Source organism: Elusimicrobiota bacterium, from assembly GCA_016721625.1.
GTDB lineage: Bacteria > Elusimicrobiota > Elusimicrobia > FEN-1173 > FEN-1173 > JADKHR01.
On sequence record JADKHR010000001.1, the window covers coordinates 120,846 to 140,751 of the forward strand.

The following is a 19,906-nucleotide window of genomic DNA, read 5'->3' on the forward strand; positions in this document are numbered from 1 at the left end:
ACACGGTTTGTGAGTTTCGCGTATAGTATAATACTTTAGGGCGTCCCCCGGTGTTAGAAGTGGAGGTGGGTTTCGGCGGTGTAGCGGGTGACTTTGGAGGCGGTGGGGCCGTAGAGGTCGCCGGGGAAGAAATAGGCCATTCCGAGATTGAAAGTGACGAAACCGGTGTAGCGGAAGGACAGGCCGGCGTCCAGTTCGGCGCCGAGGCTGTTTTGGCCGGCGACTTTGACGCGGGAGTCGTAGGTGTAATAATCCAGGGAGCCGGTCCAATGAATCTTCTGGACCGTGAAAATGCCTAAACCCATGGTTTTAATGCCGGAGGCTCCGGGCGGGAGGCCGGTGTCGGTGGGGGAAAAGGGGGACGACGGGCTGTAGGCGTCGGAGAGCGTGGCGCCGAAATGTTGGCCCCACCCGGCGCGTTGAAGGCCGTCCCAGCGGCCGGCGAAACTCGCGCGGAAGGCTTCGTCTTTGTCGGCGGTGCCGGGGTCGTCTCCTGAACCGGAGGCGTAAAGGGCTTTGACCCCGAAGCGGCCAAACTTCGCGGTGTCCGATTGGGCCCCCAGTTCCAACCGCTCGCCAAGACCCGCGATGGTGGTGTTCACGCCGCCGGGCCCCACGTTGGCGTCTCCCTTTTCCATGGCCACTTCCATCTTGTAGTAGGCGTCTTTTAGATTACCGAACAGGCGAAGGTCGTAGAAGTTTCGGACCACATGAGCGGCCGTGGTTGTGGCCCCGGCCAGGGTGTAGGGTGACGGGCCGCTGTTATTCTCCTGAATCCAAGCCAATTCCCAGCGAAGGTCGCCCTGGTCCAGGGCTCCCACCACGCCGTTTAAATCCGAATCGTTGTGCCCCTCGAGGCTTTCGGTGATCTTGGCGGTGAAAAGGTCCAGGCTAGCTCTTCGAGGCAAGGCGATTTTTGCGCGGAGGGCGTTGAACCCCAGCTGATCATCGGAAACCAGCATCCCGTCCCCGATGACGATGGGCTGACGGCCGATGGTGATATCAAGGTGTTTGTTCATGAGGTTCGGCATGTGCAGATACACCTGTTCGATCCAGGGCGTTCCATCGGTTTTGGGGTAGCGGGAGACGGGCGCTGAGGTGCTCCCTTCCAAGCCCCAAATGCTGACGGATTGCACCCGAATCCCCGCCTCCACATCTTCGTTCAACCAGCCCGTCATATAGAGGCGGGCCTGGTGGGAATAGTAACTCAGGTTGTCGCGGGTGTCCGGTTGGGTGTCGTTATTTTGAATGCCGATGGCGCGAAGGCGGTAATCCAGGCCCAGATTGAGGGCGGAGACCTCGGCACGAGCAAGTCCTGCCGCCAGGAGAAGAAGAACCAATGCTATGGCGCTTTTCATGGGAAGAATTCTAGCAAAAAAAAAAGTAACCCCGCCCTCCGGTTCACCGGAGGGCGGGGTTACGGGTAAATACAGTTTCAGGCGATTAGTTCGATCCGAATTTAAGGTCCAACTTCGCCCAAAGTTTCGACACGTTCTCGTCTGGAGCGCCGGCGCCGCCCGTCAGCAAATCATCGGGGGCTAGCATGGCGTACCCGGCTTTAACGGCGATGTCGTCGGAATGGGCATACGCGATGGCAAGATCAAGCTCATTTCCAATCTTGTTCCCAAGGACGGGAGCCGATTTGTCCGTTTTAACCATGTAATAATCGCCCATGGTCGTGAACTTTCTTCCCATCCAAGGCAGAACATAAGATCCGCCAAGGGTGACAACGTTCAATCCCAACGGTGTTTCCACTCCAGCGCCGGGCAATCCGTTGGCCACCGTGAACTCGTTGTCGTTGGAGAGGATCTCGCCGTAACGATAGTCGGAGCTTATGGAATGGAACGATTTGTCGTCGTTCCCTGTGTCGTCTCCTGAGCCCATGGCATATTGGGCATGGACATCAAAACCCATGTCCTTGTTTCCAAAGGCGCCCTTGACCAGCATGGCATTGCCCTTATAGTTGATTTTGGTACCGCTGTTGTTGTCCTGGCCGCCGTTCATCGCGTATTCCACGCTGGCGGTCAATTGGTCGTCAAACGCCACGATCCCCGCACGAAGGTCCATGACCGTGAGAGTGACGTTGTCGTTGGTGGCGGTGCCGCTGGTGTTGTTCGCCTGGTAGTACCCGATTTCCAGGGGAACTTTAATCTTGTCCAACGCGATGAGCTCATCGGAGGCGGCGGTGATCCAGCTGAGGTTGATGTCCCCCGGTCCAGCGGCGCCGGCGCCAGGGATATTGTTGTTGTCATACATCTTTCCGGTCGCCCCGAAGAGGTTGATTTTGCTGAACTTCTTGGAGATGGCCAAGGCGTCCAGGGCGTTCACGGATAAGGCGTCGTCGTTAACGGGGCCCAAGAACAAGATCAGGTCCCCTTCATGGCCCACATACTGGCGACCGAGACGAACCGTGTCCAATCCCAGGAAGTTTACCATGTCAACGTAGGCGTTTTGTATCGTGACGGCGGTCTGCTCCGTGTCAAGGTTCGTCGCGCCATTTCCATACTGCGCGGCGAAGGTTGCATCCGGATTCCGGACAAACTCCAACCGGCCTGAGACGTCCTTGTTTAGGTCCATGTTGATCCCCAGGCGAACCCGAGTGAGGGTGTCGCCCCGGTGATCGTCAGCGGCGGAGAAGTCCGTCTCGTTGTTCGCACTAACGCCCTTCACCTCCAAACTGCCGTCCACCTTGATGTTCTTAAGCCCCAGCATTTCCGCTTGGACCGAGGCTCCGAAAAGCCCCAACAACACCAACCCTGCAAGTAGCTTTCTCATTCTGGATGATTCCTCCTTCGTTGGAAGCGAAAGGGGATGCTTCGTCGCGCCCCCTCCCGTTAGTGCCCACCGAACCCGATTTCAAGCCTTCCCTCAGGGTGCAAGAAGCGGGCTCGCCGTGCGAGCCGGTCATCCTGCGTTCCTTTGGATCAGTCCTTCCCCGGCGCCTTCGGTGAGAGCGCGCGGGGAATCGGACTGTTTTTCAAGGAACCTGAAACCGATTTTATTCTACAACTACGTGAGAAATTAAGTCAAACACTTTTCGGCATAGGCATTTCCCGGTTTTTTAGTGCGTTGGCCGCTTTGTTGCAGAGAAGTGGGTACCTGAGTTGACCGGGTGTTCGGCAATTTCCTGGTTGGCCAATGACGGGAAAAATTATAGTCTTGTCAGATCCAAGATCGGGAACTCTCTCATGTTTTCGGGGTCGAAGACCCTGTGGGCAGAAGAAATTTAGTAAGGAAGGAATACTTTGACCGAAAATCCAGGACATTCGTCTCATCCCGCCCATCCCCACCACGGCGGCCAAGGGGGGGCTTCTCCTGCGCCCCGGCATGAGCCGGGGCGGGGAAAGTTGCGGGTGAAGGGTCCGCTTCATGCTTTCATTCAGAGGGTCGTCGCCCCCTTTGCGAAAAAACACAAGGTCGCTTTCATGGCGATCGTGGTGATTTTGGGTCTTCTCTTAATGATAGGGGGTATGAAGCTTTTTGGACTTTTTAGCGGGAAAGGCCCCGACACACCGAAAAAATCCGAGGGCGGCACGCTGGCTGTGAATGTGGTGGAGATGAAGGCGGAGCGATTCGTGGACCCGATGGTGGCGGTGGGGTCCATCCAAGGCGGGTCTGAGATTCCCCTGCGTTTTGAGACCGAAGGGGTGATCGACCTCTTTGAATTTCGAGAGGGGGACAAGCTTCGCAAGGGCGACGTCATCGCCCGCTTGAATCAACGGGACACCTACCTCAAGTTAAAAAAGCGCGCCTGGAGCTGGAGCAGTACGAGAAACTTTACGCCATCGGAGGCGTCTCCCTGAACAAATTGGAGGAGGCCAAAGTTTCCGCTGACTTGGCCGCCCTGGAAAATGAAAAGACGGTTCTTCGCTCTCCCAGGGACGGTATTTTGGGCGACAAGGACGCCGAGTTGGGAGAGTACATTACCCCGAACAAAAAAATTGCCACGCTCGTCAACATCGACAGCGTTGTGGTGAAAGTCGGCGTGATCGAAAAAGAGATCGACCGGATTTTTCCAGGGCAAAAAGTGGTTTTGACCGTGGACACCTACCCCAACGTGGAGTTCACCGGGAAGGTTGAAAACCTCAATCCCATGGTGGCGCCTGGAAGCCGGACCCTGGGTATCGAGGCTCGCCTCGCCAACGAGGGGGGGCTTCTGTTGCCCGGGATGTTCGCCCGGGTGCGCATCACGATCTTTGAGCAGGACAACGCCCTCACCGTGCCGAACGACGCCGTAGAAAAAACCTCCGGAGGAAGCCGCGTGTTCGTGGTGACCAAAAACAACACCGCCGAGGCTCGGGACGTGGAGGTCAGCTACGTTTCCAGCCAGTTCTCTCTTATTTCACGCGGACTCGAGCCCGGGGACCTCGTGATCACCCAGCGCCCCCAGGACTTGAAGGCCGGCGCCGCCGTCAAAATTATCGAAAAGAGCTGAAATGCTTCCGGCCTCTCGGGCGCATCGGAAAAAGTTCCGGCGCTGGTTGGCGGGCGTTGGGGCGTTGGCGGGGGCGGCCATGGTGGGCCTTTTCTGGTGGGGCCGGCGCGACCCGCCCTCGGTTCCCCCTTCCGCCGGACCTCCTACCAACCGCGTTCACGTCCTCGAGATGAAACGCGATTTGTTCGAAGACTCTCTTGAGGTGGTCGGGACCATCGTGGCTTCCTCGGCTGTGGATCTTCAATTTGAATCCGAAGGGGTGGTCGCCCAGTTTGATTTCTCCAACGGGGACCGGGTTTTGAAAGGCGACGTGATCGCCCGGTTGGACCAGGGCGACGCTCTGCTGGATCTTCGGGAAGCGCAAAATGATCTCCGCCGCGCCGAAAAACTTTTCAGCGTGGGCGGAATGACCCCCGACGATTTGGAGCGGGCGCGAATCAAGGTTCGGAAAGCGGAACGCGGCATGGAAAAAAGGGTCATCACGGCCATCGCTTCCGGGGTCATCGCCGACCGGGAAATCGCCGTGGGGCAATTTGTTACGCCGAACCGCGTGATTGCTCGGCTTCTGGCCGTGGAGAACGTGACCGTGACGGGGTGGGTGACCGAGCAGGCCATCGACGCGGTGGCCATCGGGCAGGGCGTGGTCGCCCGCGTGGCCACCTACGGGAACGTTTCTTTCAGGGGAAAAATCGATAAAATTGATCCCGAAGCGCAAAACCATCAATTTCGCGTGGAAGCGCGTCTGCAAAATCCGGGGGGACTTCTTCTTCCCGGTCTCATGGCGAGGGTGAAAATTGTGACGTTCAGCTCGCCGAACGCCTTGACGGTTCCCATGGAGGCTCTTCAGCCGGGCCGAGGCGGGGAGCGCCGGGTCCTTTTGGCGGGACCGGACAACCGGGTCGTGGCGCGGGCGGTACAAGCGGGATACCTATCCACCCAGTTCGCGGTGATCGAGCGGGGGCTGGAACCCGGGGACCGCGTGATTACCCAACACGCGGGGGATCTCGCTCCGGGCGATCCCATCACGATCATCGATCAAGATTGACGTCGGCGAGGGCGAGGATGGGATTTGTTTTTGGATTTGAGGGATAGGTCGGTTTCGTCGCCTTCCAGGTCGTTGGCCCTCGGTCTCGTTTTGAGTGGAGAGGCCTCACTTCAATAATTCTTTTTAAGGGGGGCTTGATTTTGGCCCGTTTGTCGCATACATTTAAAAAGCACGGCGTCGACCGGGCCCACTTATGAAACTTCGCGCGCGACTCAGCCTGTTTACAGGTCTCATCATTGTCTTCCTCGTGGGAAACATCAGCATTTCCACGCTTTTCCTTCTTCGGAAGGTTTTTCTGGCCGAAGTCCGCAATAACCAGGAAACCACGCTAAAGAACTTTTCCCGCGTTTGCGAGGAATCCCAGGTGTTGCGGGACCCGGTGATCGTCGCCAATTATATCGACAGCCTTCAGAAATCTCTGCCGGGATTGGCCTACGCGGCTTTCGCCAACGAAGAATCGAAAAGAATGTTGGGCGACACCCCCAAATTCCGAGAGATCTATCCTTTCGTTTCCCAGGCGTTGGTGGGGGGGCCGGCGCGACAAATTGTGCGAACACCGGCGGGCGAGGAAATTCTGGAAGTCTCCGGGGAAGTGAAACACGGCGGAGATCCCTTAGGGATGGCGCGCGTGGGTTTCTTTCAGACCTACGTCGAGGCGGCCATCGCAGAAAAAGTCGGCCGGGTTCAACGGATCGTGATGGCGGTGGCGGTGGTTTCTTTGTTGTTCGCCATTTTGGCGACTCTGGCGATGTCCGCCCAGATCACCCGTCCCCTGCATCTCCTGGCGGACGGGGCGAAAGCCATCGGAGACGGCAACCTGGACACCCAAATCTCCATCGAGCGCCGAGACGAGTTGGGGTTTTTGGCTCACGAATTTAACGTCATGGCTGTTAAACTGAAAGAGGTCGACCAGCTGAAAGACGAATTCGTTTCTTCTGTTTCCCATGAACTTCGGTCCCCGTTGGCCGCGATCTCGGGGTACGTGGAACTGATGACACGCAAACCTCTCGAACAGATCCCCGTGGAAAAGCGAACGAAGGCCTTCAACATCATTTTGGACAGTACCAACCGCCTCACTCAATTCATCAACGACATTTTAGATTTGGCTAAACTGAAGGCGGGCCGAGTGGATGTGAGGAAGACGTCTTTCCACGTTCCCAAGGCCCTCGAAGACACCCTGAACCTGTTTCAGCCGCTGTTGGATAAGAAAAAAATGACGGGCCGCTCCTTGGCCGACGCCTCTCTTCCCATCCTTCTTGCAGATGAGGAAAAAATACGCCAGGTGATCACGAACCTGGTGTCGAACGCCTATAAGTTCACTCCCGAGGGCGGAACGCTCACGCTGGATGCCAGGGACACCGGGGGGGAACTCACCGTCAGCGTGGCGGATACGGGCATCGGCATTCCCAAAGAATTTATCGGCCACCTGTTCGAACGCTTTAAGCAGGTGCCGGGAACGCGCGAGAAGATGGGGGGGCCCAAAGGGACGGGGCTGGGGCTGGCCATCGCCAAAGGCATTATCGAAGCTCACGGCGGCCGGATTTGGGCGGAAAGCGAGCTGGGCCGCGGCACGACGTTCTTATTCACCATCCCGAAAGTTCCCGTGGCGGCGACAACGAACGCGAGGATCTTCAACTAATGGACGAGACCGCGCCCCCGCCCCCTCCCCCCCGTCCGCGCATCCTCATCGTGGACGACGAGGCCAACCTCCCGATCTTTCTGAAGGACTTTCTGGAGGAATGCGGGTTCGACGTTTCCATGGCGATGACGGGAAAATCGGCCTTGCGGTTGGCGCTTGAAAACCCTCCCGACGCCATCATTCTGGACGTGGATTTGCCGGATACTGACGGGTACACCCTCTGCCGAGCCATGCGGCGGACCAGCACGCTTCGGACCGTCCCGATCGTCATGTTGACCGCTCTTTCGGACAAGCGCAACGAGATCGCCGGCCTCCGAGCCGGCGCCGATGATTACCTCACCAAACCGATCGACACAGAACGGCTTCAGGCGCGTTTGGAAAATGCTCTCAGCCGGAATATCCGGGAGTTGGACGCCAACCCCCTCACCCACCTTCCGGGCAACACCAGCATTCTCCAAGAGATGGAGCGACGCCTCCGGAAGCAGGAGGCCTTTGCGGTGATCTATTCGGACCTGAACAATTTTAAGGCGTTCAACGATCGCTATGGGTTCCTGCGCGGAGACCAGGCCATTAAACTGGCGGCCCAGTGCCTCGTTTTGTCCGTGGAAGGGCGCGCGGCCCAATCGGCGGTCTTAAGCGGGCTCTGGTTCATCGGCCATGTGGGGGGCGACGATTTCGTCGTGATTCTGCCGGCGGCACAGGCCGAGGACGCTTCCCGGGAGATCATTCAACGTTTTGACGCCGCTGTGCCCAATCTGTACGACCCGGAGGATCGCGCCCGGGGGTTCATCCTGGGCAAGACCCGGCAGGGGGAGCCGGCTCAGTTCCCGTTCATCGGGATCGCCCTCGCCATCGTTTCCAACGGGGACCGGCGCTTCACCCATCCGGGCGAAATCAGTTCCATGGCCAGCGAATTGAAAAGCTACGCCAAATCGTTCGGGAAGAGCGCTTTCGTCACCGACCGCCGGCGCCTCGCCGGGGACGGAGGGCCTCTGGACCCCCCTGCCTCCGAGCTCCCGGCAGCTAGCCAGAAAGGCAGTGACGTCCCGACTCTGCCGCCCGACCTTTTTAGCGAGTTGGGGTTCTCTTACGACAACCCGCCTTCGGCCGCCCCGAAGGAGAAATAGACCATGGCCGGGAAGAAGATCCTGATTATTGACGACGACGTCCAGCTTTGCCAGCTGGCCTCCGATATTTTGGAGGAGCACGGCTACCAAACCCTCGTGGCCAACAACACCGACCAGGGTTTTAAAAAGCTCTATGAGAACACCCCCGACCTGGTCCTGCTGGACGTTTGGCTTCCCAGCATCGGCGGTCTGGAATTTTGCCGCCAAATCCGCCAGGACGAGCGGGGCCGGCATGTCCCGGTTTTGATGTTGACGGTGCAGGACAAAGAATCCGACAAAGTGATGGGGCTTGAGATGGGCGCCGATGATTACATGACCAAACCCTTCAGCCAACGGGAACTATTGGCGCGGATCAAGGCCCTGCTCCGGCGGTTCGAACGGGCCCAGCCCGAGGTTCTCATCCTGTCTTCCGGAGACCTGACGGTGGACTTGGACAAACACATGGTTCGCTGTAAGGGGAAGGCCCTGGACCTCACGCCAAAAGAATTCGATCTTTTGACCGTCCTTCTTAAGAGCCGTAACAAGGCCATCAGCCGCCAGAGCCTCTTGACCTCGGTCTGGGGCTTCGACACCCCTGGGAACACCGGCACCATCGACGTTCACATCCGGCATTTGAGGAAAAAACTGGGGCCGCATGGGGATAAGATCATGACGGTTCTCGGGTTCGGTTATCGGTTTGACGGGTGACCCGTGAGCGGGCCGCGGATCCTGGTCGTCGACGACGAATCTGGTTTTCGGGAGTTGTGCGTCGATCTTTTGGCCGACTCGGGCTATCACGTGGAAGCCGCGACGGATGGGCAGGAAGCGTTGGACCGTTTGGAACACGTCTCCTTTCAGCTGGTTCTGACCGACATCAACATGCCGCACATGGACGGCATGACCCTCCTGAAGCTCGCCAAGGCGCGGTTTCCGCTGGTCGAAGTCGTTCTCATGACGGCGTTCGGCGGGCTCCAATCGGCCTTGGAAGCCCTTCGCCTGGGGGCCTACGATTACATCACGAAACCGTTCACGCGGGACGCCCTCCTCGCCATTGTGGGCCGGTGCCTGGAAAAACAACGCCTGTCCACGGAACTGAAACGCGTTCAAGAACAGCTGATCGAAAAGGAAAAGCTGGCCGCGCTGGGCTCGGTTTCCGGCTGGCTGGCGCACCGGATGCGGAACCCCCTGAGCGTCATTTTGATGTGCGCTCAATACCTGAAGACCCACTTCACGGCCACCGACGAAAAACGGGAGGTGGCTCTGGCCATCGAGGATAAGGTCAAAAGCTTGGAGCGCATGACTCATGACTTCATCCGGTTCTCCCGCACCTATCAGCCCCGTTTTCAATTGGAAGACCTGCACGATCTCGTCAACGACGTCCTTTCCCGGGTGCTGACCCGCGGCCCCCTGCAAAATGTCCACGTGGAGAAACGCTACGAAGAGCCCTTGCCCCTCGTTCCCCTGGACAAAGAACTGATGGAGGAGGTCTTGGGTTATCTCTTGGACAACGCCATCGACGCCCTCGCGGGTCCCGGCGGGATCACGGTTCGGGCGGGACGGGCACCGGGGGGGGTCTATATGGACGTTTCCGATAGCGGCCCCGGCATCACCCCGGAGGTCCGGGCACGGGTTTTCGAGCCCTTCTTCACCACGAAAGAGCGCGGAACCGGTCTCGGTTTGGCCATCGCCCGCAGGGTCATTGAGAGCCACGGCGGGGACCTGACCCTGATGGAAGGCGCTCCGACCACTTTCCACATACGCCTTCCCGGCCCCCGCCCCGAGCCGCTGAAGGGGGGAGAACCCCATGAGCGTTCGAAATGAGCCGTTTTTGGCGCCGATATGATTAAAAAAAACCTTCCCCGCATCCTCGTCGTGGACGACGAACCGGCCGTCGGCATGATTTTCCACCGGATCCTGGGAGAAGCGGGGTACGAAGTGATCAGCGCGGCGAGCGGAGTCGAATGTTTGCGCGTGTTGAAACGCCAGGACCCCAAATTGGTTTTTATGGATCTCCAGATGCCCGGCATGGACGGGGTGGAAACGCTCCGGCGGTTGCGGGAGACCCATCCCAGCTTGCCCGTCATCATTATGACGGCCTACCAAACGGTTAACTCCGCCGTGGAAACCATGAAGTTGGGGGCGCTCGACTACCTCATTAAACCCCTTGAGGGTGAAAAGCTCACCGCTGTGGTCAAACAGGCCTTGGAAGTGGGGAAGGTGTCCCGCCTGAGTCCCGTCACCCGGGACATCGCGGGGGCGTCGGGCGAGGAGGTGATCGCCCGGGGCGCGATGATGCAAAAGGTGATGTCCCTGGTGAATAAAGTCGCCCCGACGGACATCCCTGTGCTGATTCTGGGGGAAAGCGGAACGGGGAAGGAAGTGACGGCCCGTTCGGTTCATCGCCTCAGTCAGCGGGCCGACAAGCCTTTCGTTGTGGTGGACTGTGCGGCCCTGCCGGAGTCCCTCATCGAAAGCGAGCTTTTTGGGTATGAGAAAGGCGCTTTTACGGGCGCGGATGTCGCCCGCGCCGGAAAGTTTGAGCAAGCCAACGCCGGGACCTTGTTTCTGGACGAAATAGGCAACCTGCCCCTCCACATCCAGGTCAAACTTCTTCGCTTTCTTCAGGAACCCAAGATCGAACGGTTGGGGAGCCGCAAGGGCCCGGTCGAGATTAACGTGCGTATTCTGGTCGCCACCAACAGCGACCTGGAACGGGCCGTTGGAAGCGGGACTTTTCGCGAGGACTTGTACCACCGGCTTAAGGTTTTCGTCATCGAACTTCCCGCTCTCCGCCACCGGGGACCGGAGGACCTGGACGGGCTCCTCATCAACATCGTTGACTCTTTTCGTAAACAGCTTGGCAAAACCCACCTATCCGTTTCGGCGGAAGCGATGGCTCTTCTCAAAGCCTACCGATGGCCCGGCAATGTCCGGGAACTGCAGAACGCTCTGCGGAGCGCGACTTTGCTGGCGGAAGATGTGGTCTTGCCGGAACATCTGCCCATGAGCATCCAGAATTCCCGTCCGGCCAAAGCGGAGCCCGCCTCTCCCGGCGGTCTTAACGAGGTCATTCGGCGCGTGGAGCGGGAACACATCGGGAACGTCTTGAAAATGTTCCCTGGCGATCAGGCCGCCGCGGCTCGAGAATTAGGCCTTGACATCGGGGCTTTGGAGCTTAAACTTAAGGAGCTGGATTTGTAGCGGGTCGGGAGGGGCGATGGTCCGGAAAAGAAGGTCCACGTCGAGAGAAATCCGAGAACTTTACGAAACGTTCTTGCTGTTGGCGTTGCTACTTCTCCTTCTGGCCTTTCGATTCAAGTTCAGATCCGTTTCCTCATCCTCCGGCGTTTCAGCCCAACCTGCTGTCACCGACCTCCACCGTGGCGAATCGATTGAAGCCATATAAATCAGGTCGCTGAATAAAGCGGAAAATCCTAGAATTCACTTCGGCCGAAGTGTTGCATGAATGCGGATTGAGGCCCCCTTGTGGGGCCACAGGTTTAAGATCCTTGGGGTAGGGCCGGTCTCGAGCCAGCGGGAAGCCGGCCAGGCAGAACGGAGTCAAATTCAACAAAAAGGGTAGCCCAATGAAAAAAATGTCCCTCACTGTTAAAACCATTCTCGCCCTTGCGGCCGGCATCGCCCTCAGCTACCCGGCCCTGGCGGCCGCCCCCAATGAAATCGCCTACCAGGGAAAACTTACCGACAATGGGGGAAGCCCCCTAGCGGACGGGAGTTATAGCATTACATTTTCCGTCTATGGGTCCGCTTCGGGGGGAAGTCCAATTGAATCGGTGAATCAATCCGTCTCTACCGTAAATGGGGTCTTCAGCACGGTTGTTCTTTTCACCGCGAACCATTTTAGCGGTGGGACGAGTCGTTACCTGCAACTTCAACGCGTGGGGGCCCCTTCGCCGTTCCTCCCGCGCCAAAAACTCGTGGCCGCTCCCTACGCCCTTGCCGTGGCGGCTGGAGCGGTTGGTTTGACTGAAATCAACCAGTCCGATTTGGATTCTCGGTATTTGAACGCGGCGAACCTCACCGGGTCCGTGGCGGATGCCCGGTTAAGTTCCAATGTGACGCTTCAGGGGAATACGGTAAACGCGGCAAACGGGTTGGTGATTTTAAATGGATCCAATGAAGCCTCTATTGGCGGCGGTTTATCTTTGGGGGGTGGAACCGTTCTGAAGAAAATATTATCGGTCACCGGGCCGACCGATTTTGGAAGTTTGTCATCAGGCGCCACCTCGACCGATACCATCACAGTGACGGGGGCGAATCCGGGAGATGTCGTCCTGATCGGAGCGCCTTCGAACACTGACTTTAATAAATTAATGTTGTATGGGTCCGTGACATCTGTTAATACGGTGACGGTCCGTTGTTTCAATCCGACAAGTTCAACAGTAAATACAATCTCAGGGACTGTTCGGGTGAGCGTTCTACAATATTAAGAATACGGGTTTAATTTGGATTTAGCGGATGGATAGTTCCGGAGGAAAATCGTGAATCGAGGTCGTTGGGCCAGGCGCGGATGGCGCGTGACGGATTTTCTTAAGGTCGGGGTTATCGGCCTTGGGGTCCTGTTTTCCTTTTCTTTGGCCTTCGCCATCGAATATACGGATGGGACTTACAACATCACGCGGAGCGATATCAATGGGGAGGGAGCCATTAACGCCGATGATGGCTCAGTTCTATTGCAGGGGAGCATTGGAACTGTGGATGTTGGTACCTCTTCTTACTCGGGCGGCCGGCACCTGGGTGGAATTCAAGGGAACCTTTACTATCCAAGCATCCCCACCTCCTTCCAACCGGTGCCGTTATCGGTAACCTCCACCTCATTCAAAGTCAACTGGCTAGCCCCCGGGTCGGGAATCAAGTCCGACATTAGAGTTAACAATTATCAGTTGCGCCAACGAACCACCCCGATGAACCAGGCCAACTTCGACTCTTCGACCGACGTCCCGGCTAGCTTTTCCGCCGTCACCACAGGAACCCTGCACCCGGATATAACGGTCCCCGGGCTCAGTTACAACACGGTCTATTACATTGGCTTGGAAGCGCTTGATTCAGATTTCACCAAAAACAGGTCCTACCTCACCACGACCTCCGCCTGCACGCTGGCGCCGGAAATCACGAATGTTTCCTATGCGACGGATTACGACAACAAGTTAATCGCCGTTTCCTTTAACCCCAACAACCCGCGTTCAGACGCCTTGGATTTTGAGGGTCGCCTGTCGACCACCACAAGCTTTATCCTAGCCCAGACCCTTACGCAAGCGATAACGGACAACAACGCCACATCGGTGACCCTTCCGGATTTTAATAGCCTCGACCGGAACAAGACTTGGTATTTCCAAGCGAGGGCAAAAAATCAGGCCGGAGCCTATACCCCGTGGTATCCCGCCGTTCCCGTCGCCATGGTTTTCCAAAACGCCATTCCCACGGCAACGATGGCCGCCTCAGAGGTCTATGTGACCAGCGCCACTCTTCGCTGGAACGTCGCGGGTCTCCCGGCCGGAAACCAATACCAAGCGGAAGCCTCCTCGGATAATTTTTTTACCGTCAGCCGAAGCGCCCTTCTCCCAAACACCCAACCTTATTATCGCTTCCCCTTCCTCGATGATAACCAGGCCTACAAATTCCGCGTCCAAGTTTTTGACAACGTGAGCTCCCCCGTGGGTTATTCCAGCGAGATTTCAGCGGTCACGAGCGTCTTCCGCCCGACGGCGGTGCAAGCCTTCGATGTTTTCCAAACTAGCGCGACAGCGATTTGGTCCTGGAGCGGCGCCCCCCGCGCGCACTCTTTTAAAGTCGACATATCCTCCATTTCTCCGTCCTCCGGGTTCCTCAGCGCGGGGGCGGACGTCAACACAAACATCACCCCGTATCCGTTGAACTCCCTCCAAATCAACACCCCCTACTACATAAAGGTCACGGCCTTGAACTCCTCGGGGGTCCCCTCCGCGCAAGGCCCCGGCGACGTGGCCACTTTCTTCACCCAGGCGGTACCGCCCGGCCCCCTGGGTATTATGGTCCCCCCCGACCCTCGGCATCAAATCTCGTTCTCCTGGACCCACAACGGGAACAACCCGCTTTCTCGGTATCGGGCGGAACTTTCCCGGGATTCGGCTTTTTCCACGGTTCTGGCCTCGACGGATCTTCCCAGCGGGCAGGTTTCTCATATGTTTGAAAACGTGAACCCGTTGGTTCCGGGCGATCCTGTCCTCGCGAACGACGAGCATTTCGTCCGCGTTCGAACCCTCCAGGCGTCCAACGGATCGCCATTGGATCCGCCCGTGACTGGAAACAGTATCACCGCCCCCTTGGCCCCGGTTTTGATATCCGTGACCCGAGCCGTTCGCGATCTCGCCATCCAATGGACGGATGAGTCGGGAACCATTAAAAACTCCCCGAACACCCAGTACCGTAGCTTGGTCCACGGGTTTGTTTTTGGCTTCCCTGCCCCCATCGACCTATGCCATGCCAGCGACGGCGGGTAGCCCGACCTCGTTGACTCCAAACACCACCTACCAGGTTCAGGTGAACGCCCTAAGCCGAAGCGGCTCTTCTTTTTCTGGTCAAGCCTCATCGACGGTTGCCGTGACCTTGGCTAATTCGCCCATCCTTAACACGGCGGACCCCGACATTTTTGAAAGTTCCATTACCGTCCGATGGTCCGCGCCTGGGAACCCCGGCGACACGGAATACAAGGTGGAAATCTCCACCATCCAGACGTTTCCCTCGAATTCGACCTCGTCAGCCTCCGTCACGGGTCTCTTTCATAATTTCAATAACCTCGTTTCGAATCGAAAGTATTACGCGCGCGTCTCCGCCGTCAATCGCGAAGGCATTTGGGCCGCAAATTTGTTGTTTGATACATACCAAACCAAGCCCGCGCCTCCCGTGATCCTACCCTTTGGGAAACCCGTTTCCACGACCACCGCTGATTTGAATCTGGGATGGAGTGCCAACGGAAATGACGGAGCGACCTATTATGACACAAGGAGCCCTCCGTCCCTTATTTGGGACACGCCCAACCAGGTTTTGGGGCGGACCTTTCCAGGACTTCTGCCGAACAAGCCCTATTCGTTTGAAGTGCGGGCCAAAGACATCAACCTCACCCGATTAAAAGATGCCGTCAGCGTGACGACGACTGTCTATACCCGCGCCCAACCGGCCGACCCCTTTGAATACGGAAATGTCACGGATTTAGACACCTGGGAGATTCGAATCGCTTCGAAAGCCAACGATCCAAACACCACGGAATACGCTTTCCAGTTCGAAGCGGTGGGTTCGCCGACACCCTCCTTCCACGATCGGTTTCTTGTTTATTCCGGCGGGAATGCCGTCCCTAGCGCCATTACGGACATCAACAATACCAGTGTGTGGCGAACCCTGGCCCAATGGGGGCTCCTGGACGCGGGAACCGGTCGTTACGTTATTAACGGAGACAATTTGCCGAGCGAGAATCACCATCTTAAGGTGTTTGTCCGGAACGGGGACAAGCAGGTCGAGGCCCCGTCATACAATCTCATCGAACCGCAGTCGGGAACGCCGCGGGTTGAACTGACGGTGAGGGGAGCCACCGTCACGGCGGCGCAAAGTTGGCAGGCATCCGTTTTCGTCAGTTCAAGCGTCATCCCTTTTCGGGCCTCGGGTTCCTCCCATTTCAACATCCTCATGAGCTCCGTCCTGTCGGACAGCACCACCTTTTCCAACGGGAATTATACGTCGGTGGGCCAAGGTTGGAACGGGGTTCAAAAAGACACGGCTTATTGCTCCGACGATAGCATCAACGTGAACCCCACTTATGTGGGTCCGTTGCAGGGGGTGTGCGTTCCGGGAGAAGATCGATATTTCCTCCACATCGTGGGTGATAAAATGTCCGCAACGGGAAACCCCTCTTCGCCCATTTATCCCGGCGATCCCTCTTTCCGCATTTACGTGGATTTGACCCCGCCCCAGGCCGGCCCCATCGATGCGCAGTGGGCGGGCTTCGTGATTCCCGACAACGGCGGGACGTTGGGTTTTCAAACCATTGATTTCTCGTGGCCCGTTATCGACTTGGGCCATCCGGTGTCCAGAAGCCCCATCGTGGGGTGGGCGTACCGTTTCGTTCTCAACGACAACTCCCTGGACCCGGTCCAGAGCACGACGACGCGTTTCGTGGCTGGACCCGCCGTTCGGCTGGCTTTATCGAGCGCGGAAGGGAGCGGGGGGGTTGTTCCCGCCACGGGGACCTACTATTTCAAGGCGATCGGGTTGGACCTGGCGGGGAACTGGCAATCCGCGCCCACCTCCTTTACCTACAACTTCAAAGAGGACTCCCTGCCGCCGAGCTTCAAGGGTGTTTCCTTGGCGGGGGCCAAAATGCCGAAGTCGGATTACCACTACGCGGCCGTGGACCCGTCCGCGCCGATCCGCTTGATTTTCTCCGAACCCATGAATCTGGCCAGCCCGGGGGCCCTCTCCTTCATCCAAACCCACAATGCCCTGGGCCAACAGGTGAACGCCACCGTGACCTTTACCTCCACGGCGACGGTGGCGGATGGATCGACGACTTACATGGATGTGACCGCCAACGTGCCCCTCGAACGGGGCGCGCGATACGAAATCCTTTCCAGCACGTCGAACCTTCGGGACCTGGGCGGGAACCGCATGTCCCAAAACCAACAGTTTTCCGTCACGTTTTTCACCCAGATCGACCCGAACGCCGCGACGGTGTTCGTGACCCTGGACAACGGGGCGCGGTTGGACGTGAGCGCCAACGCTTTCGGCGCGGACCCTTCCGGAGTGGCCTTCGATGACGACGTCAGGAACGACCCCGCGCCCATCGGGGCCGCCGTGCGCGGCGCGAGCGGGGCCGTGTCCCGCCGGTCCGGCGGAGATTACAATCAAGTTTTGGCCACCAAGGAGTTCAACCATTACGCTTCGGACGGGACCCGGCTGACGGCGCCGTTCCGAGCGCCTGTCACCTTGACCTTCAGCTATCCAGACGCGGACGGCAACGGCATCGTGGACGGAACCGAAAGCGGCCACCCCGTCAAGGTGGACCGTTTGGCGATCTACGCTTTGGACGAATTGTCCGGCGCCTGGATGAAACTGCCGGGCAGCCGGGTGGACACCGCTCTTCGCCAAGTGTCCGTTGACCTGCGCCACTTTTCGGTGTACGCGTTGATCGGTACGGCCTCTTTCGACCTGACGGAAGCCCATCCGTTCCCTGTTCCCTACCGCGCGGCGAAAGACGCCGGGGGCATCGTCTTCAGTTTCCCCAATTCCCAGATCGCGAAGGTCCAGGTGTTCACCTTGGACGGACGGCTGGTGAAAACCCTGTCGGACGACACGGGGGCCGGGTTCGTCCGGTGGGACCCCGTGAACACGGACGGGGGCGATCCCGTCGCGTCGGACGTCTATCTTTACGTGATTGAAAACGACCAAGAGCGGAAGGTCGGCAAGCTGATGGTGATCCGATGAGTTCCCTCGGTCGGCGGTTTTGGAAAGGAGGGACGCCGGACGCCCTCGTGCTGACGGCCGCGCTGTTCGGGCTGGTTCCCACCCTTCTGGCAAAATCCTCCGGCAACACCACGGCGAACTTCCTCCAGATGGGGGTGGGCGCGCGGGGGGTGGCCATGGGGGAGGCGCAAACGGCGGCGGTGAACGACGCCACGAGCCTCTATTGGAACCCGGCGGGGTTGGGCGGGCTGACGCAGAGCGAAATCATGTTCATGCACAACGCCGCCGTGCAGGGGACGGACCAGGACGTGTTTTACTTTGCCCGGCCCACGGCCTCGGGCGGGGTTTTGGGCGTGGGCGGATCGTTCCTGCGGGTGGGCGACATCGAGGGGTTCGACAGCACCAACGGGATCACCGGAAACGTGGCGGCCTCCGACTCCCTGCTGACCCTGGGGTGGGCGAAGCCTTGGGAGGACCTGCGTTGGTTCTCCGGGATCCAGACGGGGGTGAACCTCAAGGTGTTGAAGAAAACCTTGGACCAAGAGTCGGCCCTGGGCTACATGGCGGACGTGGGGCTCATCTACGAAGCCCAGAGCAAATGGAACCAGGGTCTCCGTACCGGCTTTGTCCTCCAAAACGCGGGGACCGGCCTGACCTTCGATTCAGAGAAAGCCTCTTTCCCCATGGCCATGAAACTGGGCGCGGCGTATCCGCTTTTCGGCGACAACATGACGCTGGCCGGCGACCTGGTCCTGCCTGGGGCCGGGGGTCCCTACCTCAACCTGGGGGCCGACTACCGGATCTGGGACATTCTGGCCTTCCGCCTGGGCTATAAAGGCAACAACGATCTGGACACGGGCCTGACCTACGGGTTCGGGATCGGCAACGAACGGCTCCACCTGGACTACGCGTTCGTGCCGTTCGGGCGGTTCGGTGACAGCCATCGGATCAGCTTGGGCATGCGGTTCGGGCCCGCCTACCGGCAAGTGCAGGTCACGACCCAGGTGGAGATGGCCTATAAGCGCGCGCTCTCCCGCTACGCCCAGGGGTACATGGTGGACGCCTACATGCAGGCGACCCAAATTCTGACCGTGGCCCCTGGCACCGCCCGGCCAAACTGTTGGCGCGGCGGATCGAGTCGGAATTCAAGCAGATGGCCGATGAGGCCCCGGGCGGAATAACTCCAAGGCCAGGTGGACGATCACTTCGCCCGGGGCGAGCAGTTCTTCCAGGTGGACGACCTGCTCCGCGCGCGGCGGGAGTTCCAGTCCATCATGGCCCTCCAACCCGACCACATGGGCGCCAAGACCTACTTGAACCGGATCGACGAACGATTTCAAAGTTTGACCGAAAGCTTCTATGCCATGGCGGTCCAATCGTTCGCCGCGCAGGATTTCGTGCAAGCCGGCGAGCTGGCCGACAAAGTATTGTCCCTGACCCCCGACCACCCCGAAGCGCGGGAGCTGAAAGCGCGGGTGGAGGAGGTCCAAAAGAAATACCAGGAGGCCGCCGAAACGCAACGCATAACGGAAATCATCCGCCCCCTGGCGGAAAGCGGCGGGAACTTTTCGAACAAAAACGCTATGAGGAAGCCCTGGTGAAGTTCGAAGAAATCCTGAAGAACAACACCGGCGACGAGGAAGCCCTCCGATTCCGGGACCTCAGTCGGAACCTGATCGCCAAAGACGCTTACAACCTGGCCCTGCGTTCCGCCCGGGACGGGGACACGAAAACGGCGGTGGCCTACGCTCAGAAAGCGCTCAGAAACTGGCCGAATTTCCCCGAGGCCGCGGAACTGCTCAAAACGCTTCTGGCGAAAAAAGGCGGGGAAGATATGGTGAAATCCAAAGAACTTTACAACCAATCCCTTGATTCCTTCCTGGCGGGGGACCCGCAGAAGGCCCTGGAGCTCGCCCAAAAGGCCCTGGAGCTTTGGCCTGACAACACGGAAGCCCGCCGCATGGTGGAACGCCTCTCCCAGGGCGGCGCCGGCACCCCGAAAATCAGTTCCAAAAACACTCGTGGGGGGGATCACTTCTGAGAATTCTCAGGGGAAATGCTAACAAAGGTTGCATGGGTTGACAGCTCGACCTTTTTGATCAAAACTTAGCCTAAGTTGGAATCTTGACGTGAGGGGATATCTATTTTTTACATTATGAAGGCTTCGTGGGGCCGGTTTCTTTTTTTTATTTTCGCTGTTTCGCTTGGGCTGAGCTCCCCGGTCCTGG

Annotated in this window: 16 protein-coding genes; 14 read left to right on the plus strand and 2 right to left on the minus strand. The window is 58.4% G+C overall.

Annotated features, from left to right (window positions below; translation table 11 throughout):
• Window positions 1-53 precede the first annotated feature (53 nt).
• Together IPP35_00505 and IPP35_00510 are read right to left on the minus strand one after the other, a co-directional pair.
• The gene (locus IPP35_00505; GenBank protein ID MBL0057623.1) at window positions 54-1,358 is read right to left on the minus strand and encodes a hypothetical protein; all 1,305 of its coding nucleotides are present in this window, start codon (window positions 1,356-1,358) and stop codon (window positions 54-56) included.
• 85 nt (window positions 1,359-1,443) lie between these two features.
• Window positions 1,444-2,775, minus strand: coding sequence for a hypothetical protein (locus IPP35_00510; GenBank protein ID MBL0057624.1), 1,332 nt, complete (start codon window positions 2,773-2,775; stop codon window positions 1,444-1,446).
• Window positions 2,776-3,245: 470 nt separating this feature from the next.
• Here IPP35_00510 and IPP35_00515 point away from each other — a divergent pair, with 470 nt between their 5' ends.
• The 14 genes from IPP35_00515 to IPP35_00580 all read left to right on the plus strand — a co-directional run bounded on the left by IPP35_00515 (window position 3,246) and on the right by IPP35_00580 (window position 19,719).
• A complete protein-coding gene (locus IPP35_00515) occupies window positions 3,246-3,803 on the plus strand; it encodes a hypothetical protein (protein MBL0057625.1) in 558 nt (185 codons plus the stop codon).
• 5 nt (window positions 3,804-3,808) lie between these two features.
• Entirely contained in the window at window positions 3,809-4,435 is a 627-nt protein-coding gene (locus tag IPP35_00520; protein ID MBL0057626.1) for an efflux RND transporter periplasmic adaptor subunit, read from the plus strand.
• A gap of 1 nt (window position 4,436) precedes the next feature.
• Complete coding sequence (locus IPP35_00525; protein MBL0057627.1) at window positions 4,437-5,480, plus strand: efflux RND transporter periplasmic adaptor subunit; 1,044 nt, start codon at window positions 4,437-4,439, stop codon at window positions 5,478-5,480.
• Between the two features lie 193 nt (window positions 5,481-5,673).
• Entirely contained in the window at window positions 5,674-7,119 is a 1,446-nt protein-coding gene (locus IPP35_00530; GenBank protein ID MBL0057628.1) for a HAMP domain-containing histidine kinase, read from the plus strand.
• Entirely contained in the window at window positions 7,119-8,246 is a 1,128-nt protein-coding gene (locus IPP35_00535; GenBank protein ID MBL0057629.1) for a response regulator, read from the plus strand. Before IPP35_00530 ends, IPP35_00535 begins: the two co-directional genes overlap by 1 nt.
• A 3-nt stretch (window positions 8,247-8,249) precedes the next feature.
• A complete protein-coding gene (locus IPP35_00540) occupies window positions 8,250-8,933 on the plus strand; it encodes a response regulator transcription factor (GenBank protein MBL0057630.1) in 684 nt (227 codons plus the stop codon).
• A 3-nt stretch (window positions 8,934-8,936) separates the two neighbouring features.
• Complete coding sequence (locus tag IPP35_00545; GenBank protein ID MBL0057631.1) at window positions 8,937-10,046, plus strand: response regulator; 1,110 nt, start codon at window positions 8,937-8,939, stop codon at window positions 10,044-10,046.
• An 18-nt stretch (window positions 10,047-10,064) separates the two neighbouring features.
• Window positions 10,065-11,426, plus strand: a complete 1,362-nt coding sequence (locus IPP35_00550; GenBank protein MBL0057632.1) for a sigma-54-dependent Fis family transcriptional regulator — start codon at window positions 10,065-10,067, stop codon at window positions 11,424-11,426.
• Between the two features lie 386 nt (window positions 11,427-11,812).
• Window positions 11,813-12,676 (plus strand): hypothetical protein, encoded by an 864-nt coding sequence (locus tag IPP35_00555; protein MBL0057633.1) that lies wholly within the window; start codon window positions 11,813-11,815, stop codon window positions 12,674-12,676.
• Between the two features lie 51 nt (window positions 12,677-12,727).
• Complete coding sequence (locus IPP35_00560; GenBank protein ID MBL0057634.1) at window positions 12,728-14,725, plus strand: hypothetical protein; 1,998 nt, start codon at window positions 12,728-12,730, stop codon at window positions 14,723-14,725.
• A gap of 100 nt (window positions 14,726-14,825) precedes the next feature.
• Window positions 14,826-17,699: a fibronectin type III domain-containing protein gene (locus IPP35_00565; GenBank protein MBL0057635.1), complete on the plus strand. Its 2,874-nt coding sequence runs from the start codon at window positions 14,826-14,828 to the stop codon at window positions 17,697-17,699.
• On the plus strand, window positions 17,696-18,859 hold the full coding sequence (locus IPP35_00570) for a PorV/PorQ family protein (protein ID MBL0057636.1): 1,164 nt from the start codon (window positions 17,696-17,698) through the stop codon (window positions 18,857-18,859). Before IPP35_00565 ends, IPP35_00570 begins: the two co-directional genes overlap by 4 nt.
• A 12-nt stretch (window positions 18,860-18,871) precedes the next feature.
• Window positions 18,872-19,279, plus strand: a complete 408-nt coding sequence (locus IPP35_00575) for a hypothetical protein (protein MBL0057637.1) — start codon at window positions 18,872-18,874, stop codon at window positions 19,277-19,279.
• A complete protein-coding gene (locus IPP35_00580; GenBank protein ID MBL0057638.1) occupies window positions 19,276-19,719 on the plus strand; it encodes a tetratricopeptide repeat protein in 444 nt (147 codons plus the stop codon). Before IPP35_00575 ends, IPP35_00580 begins: the two co-directional genes overlap by 4 nt.
• The last annotated feature ends 187 nt before the right edge of the window (window positions 19,720-19,906 follow it).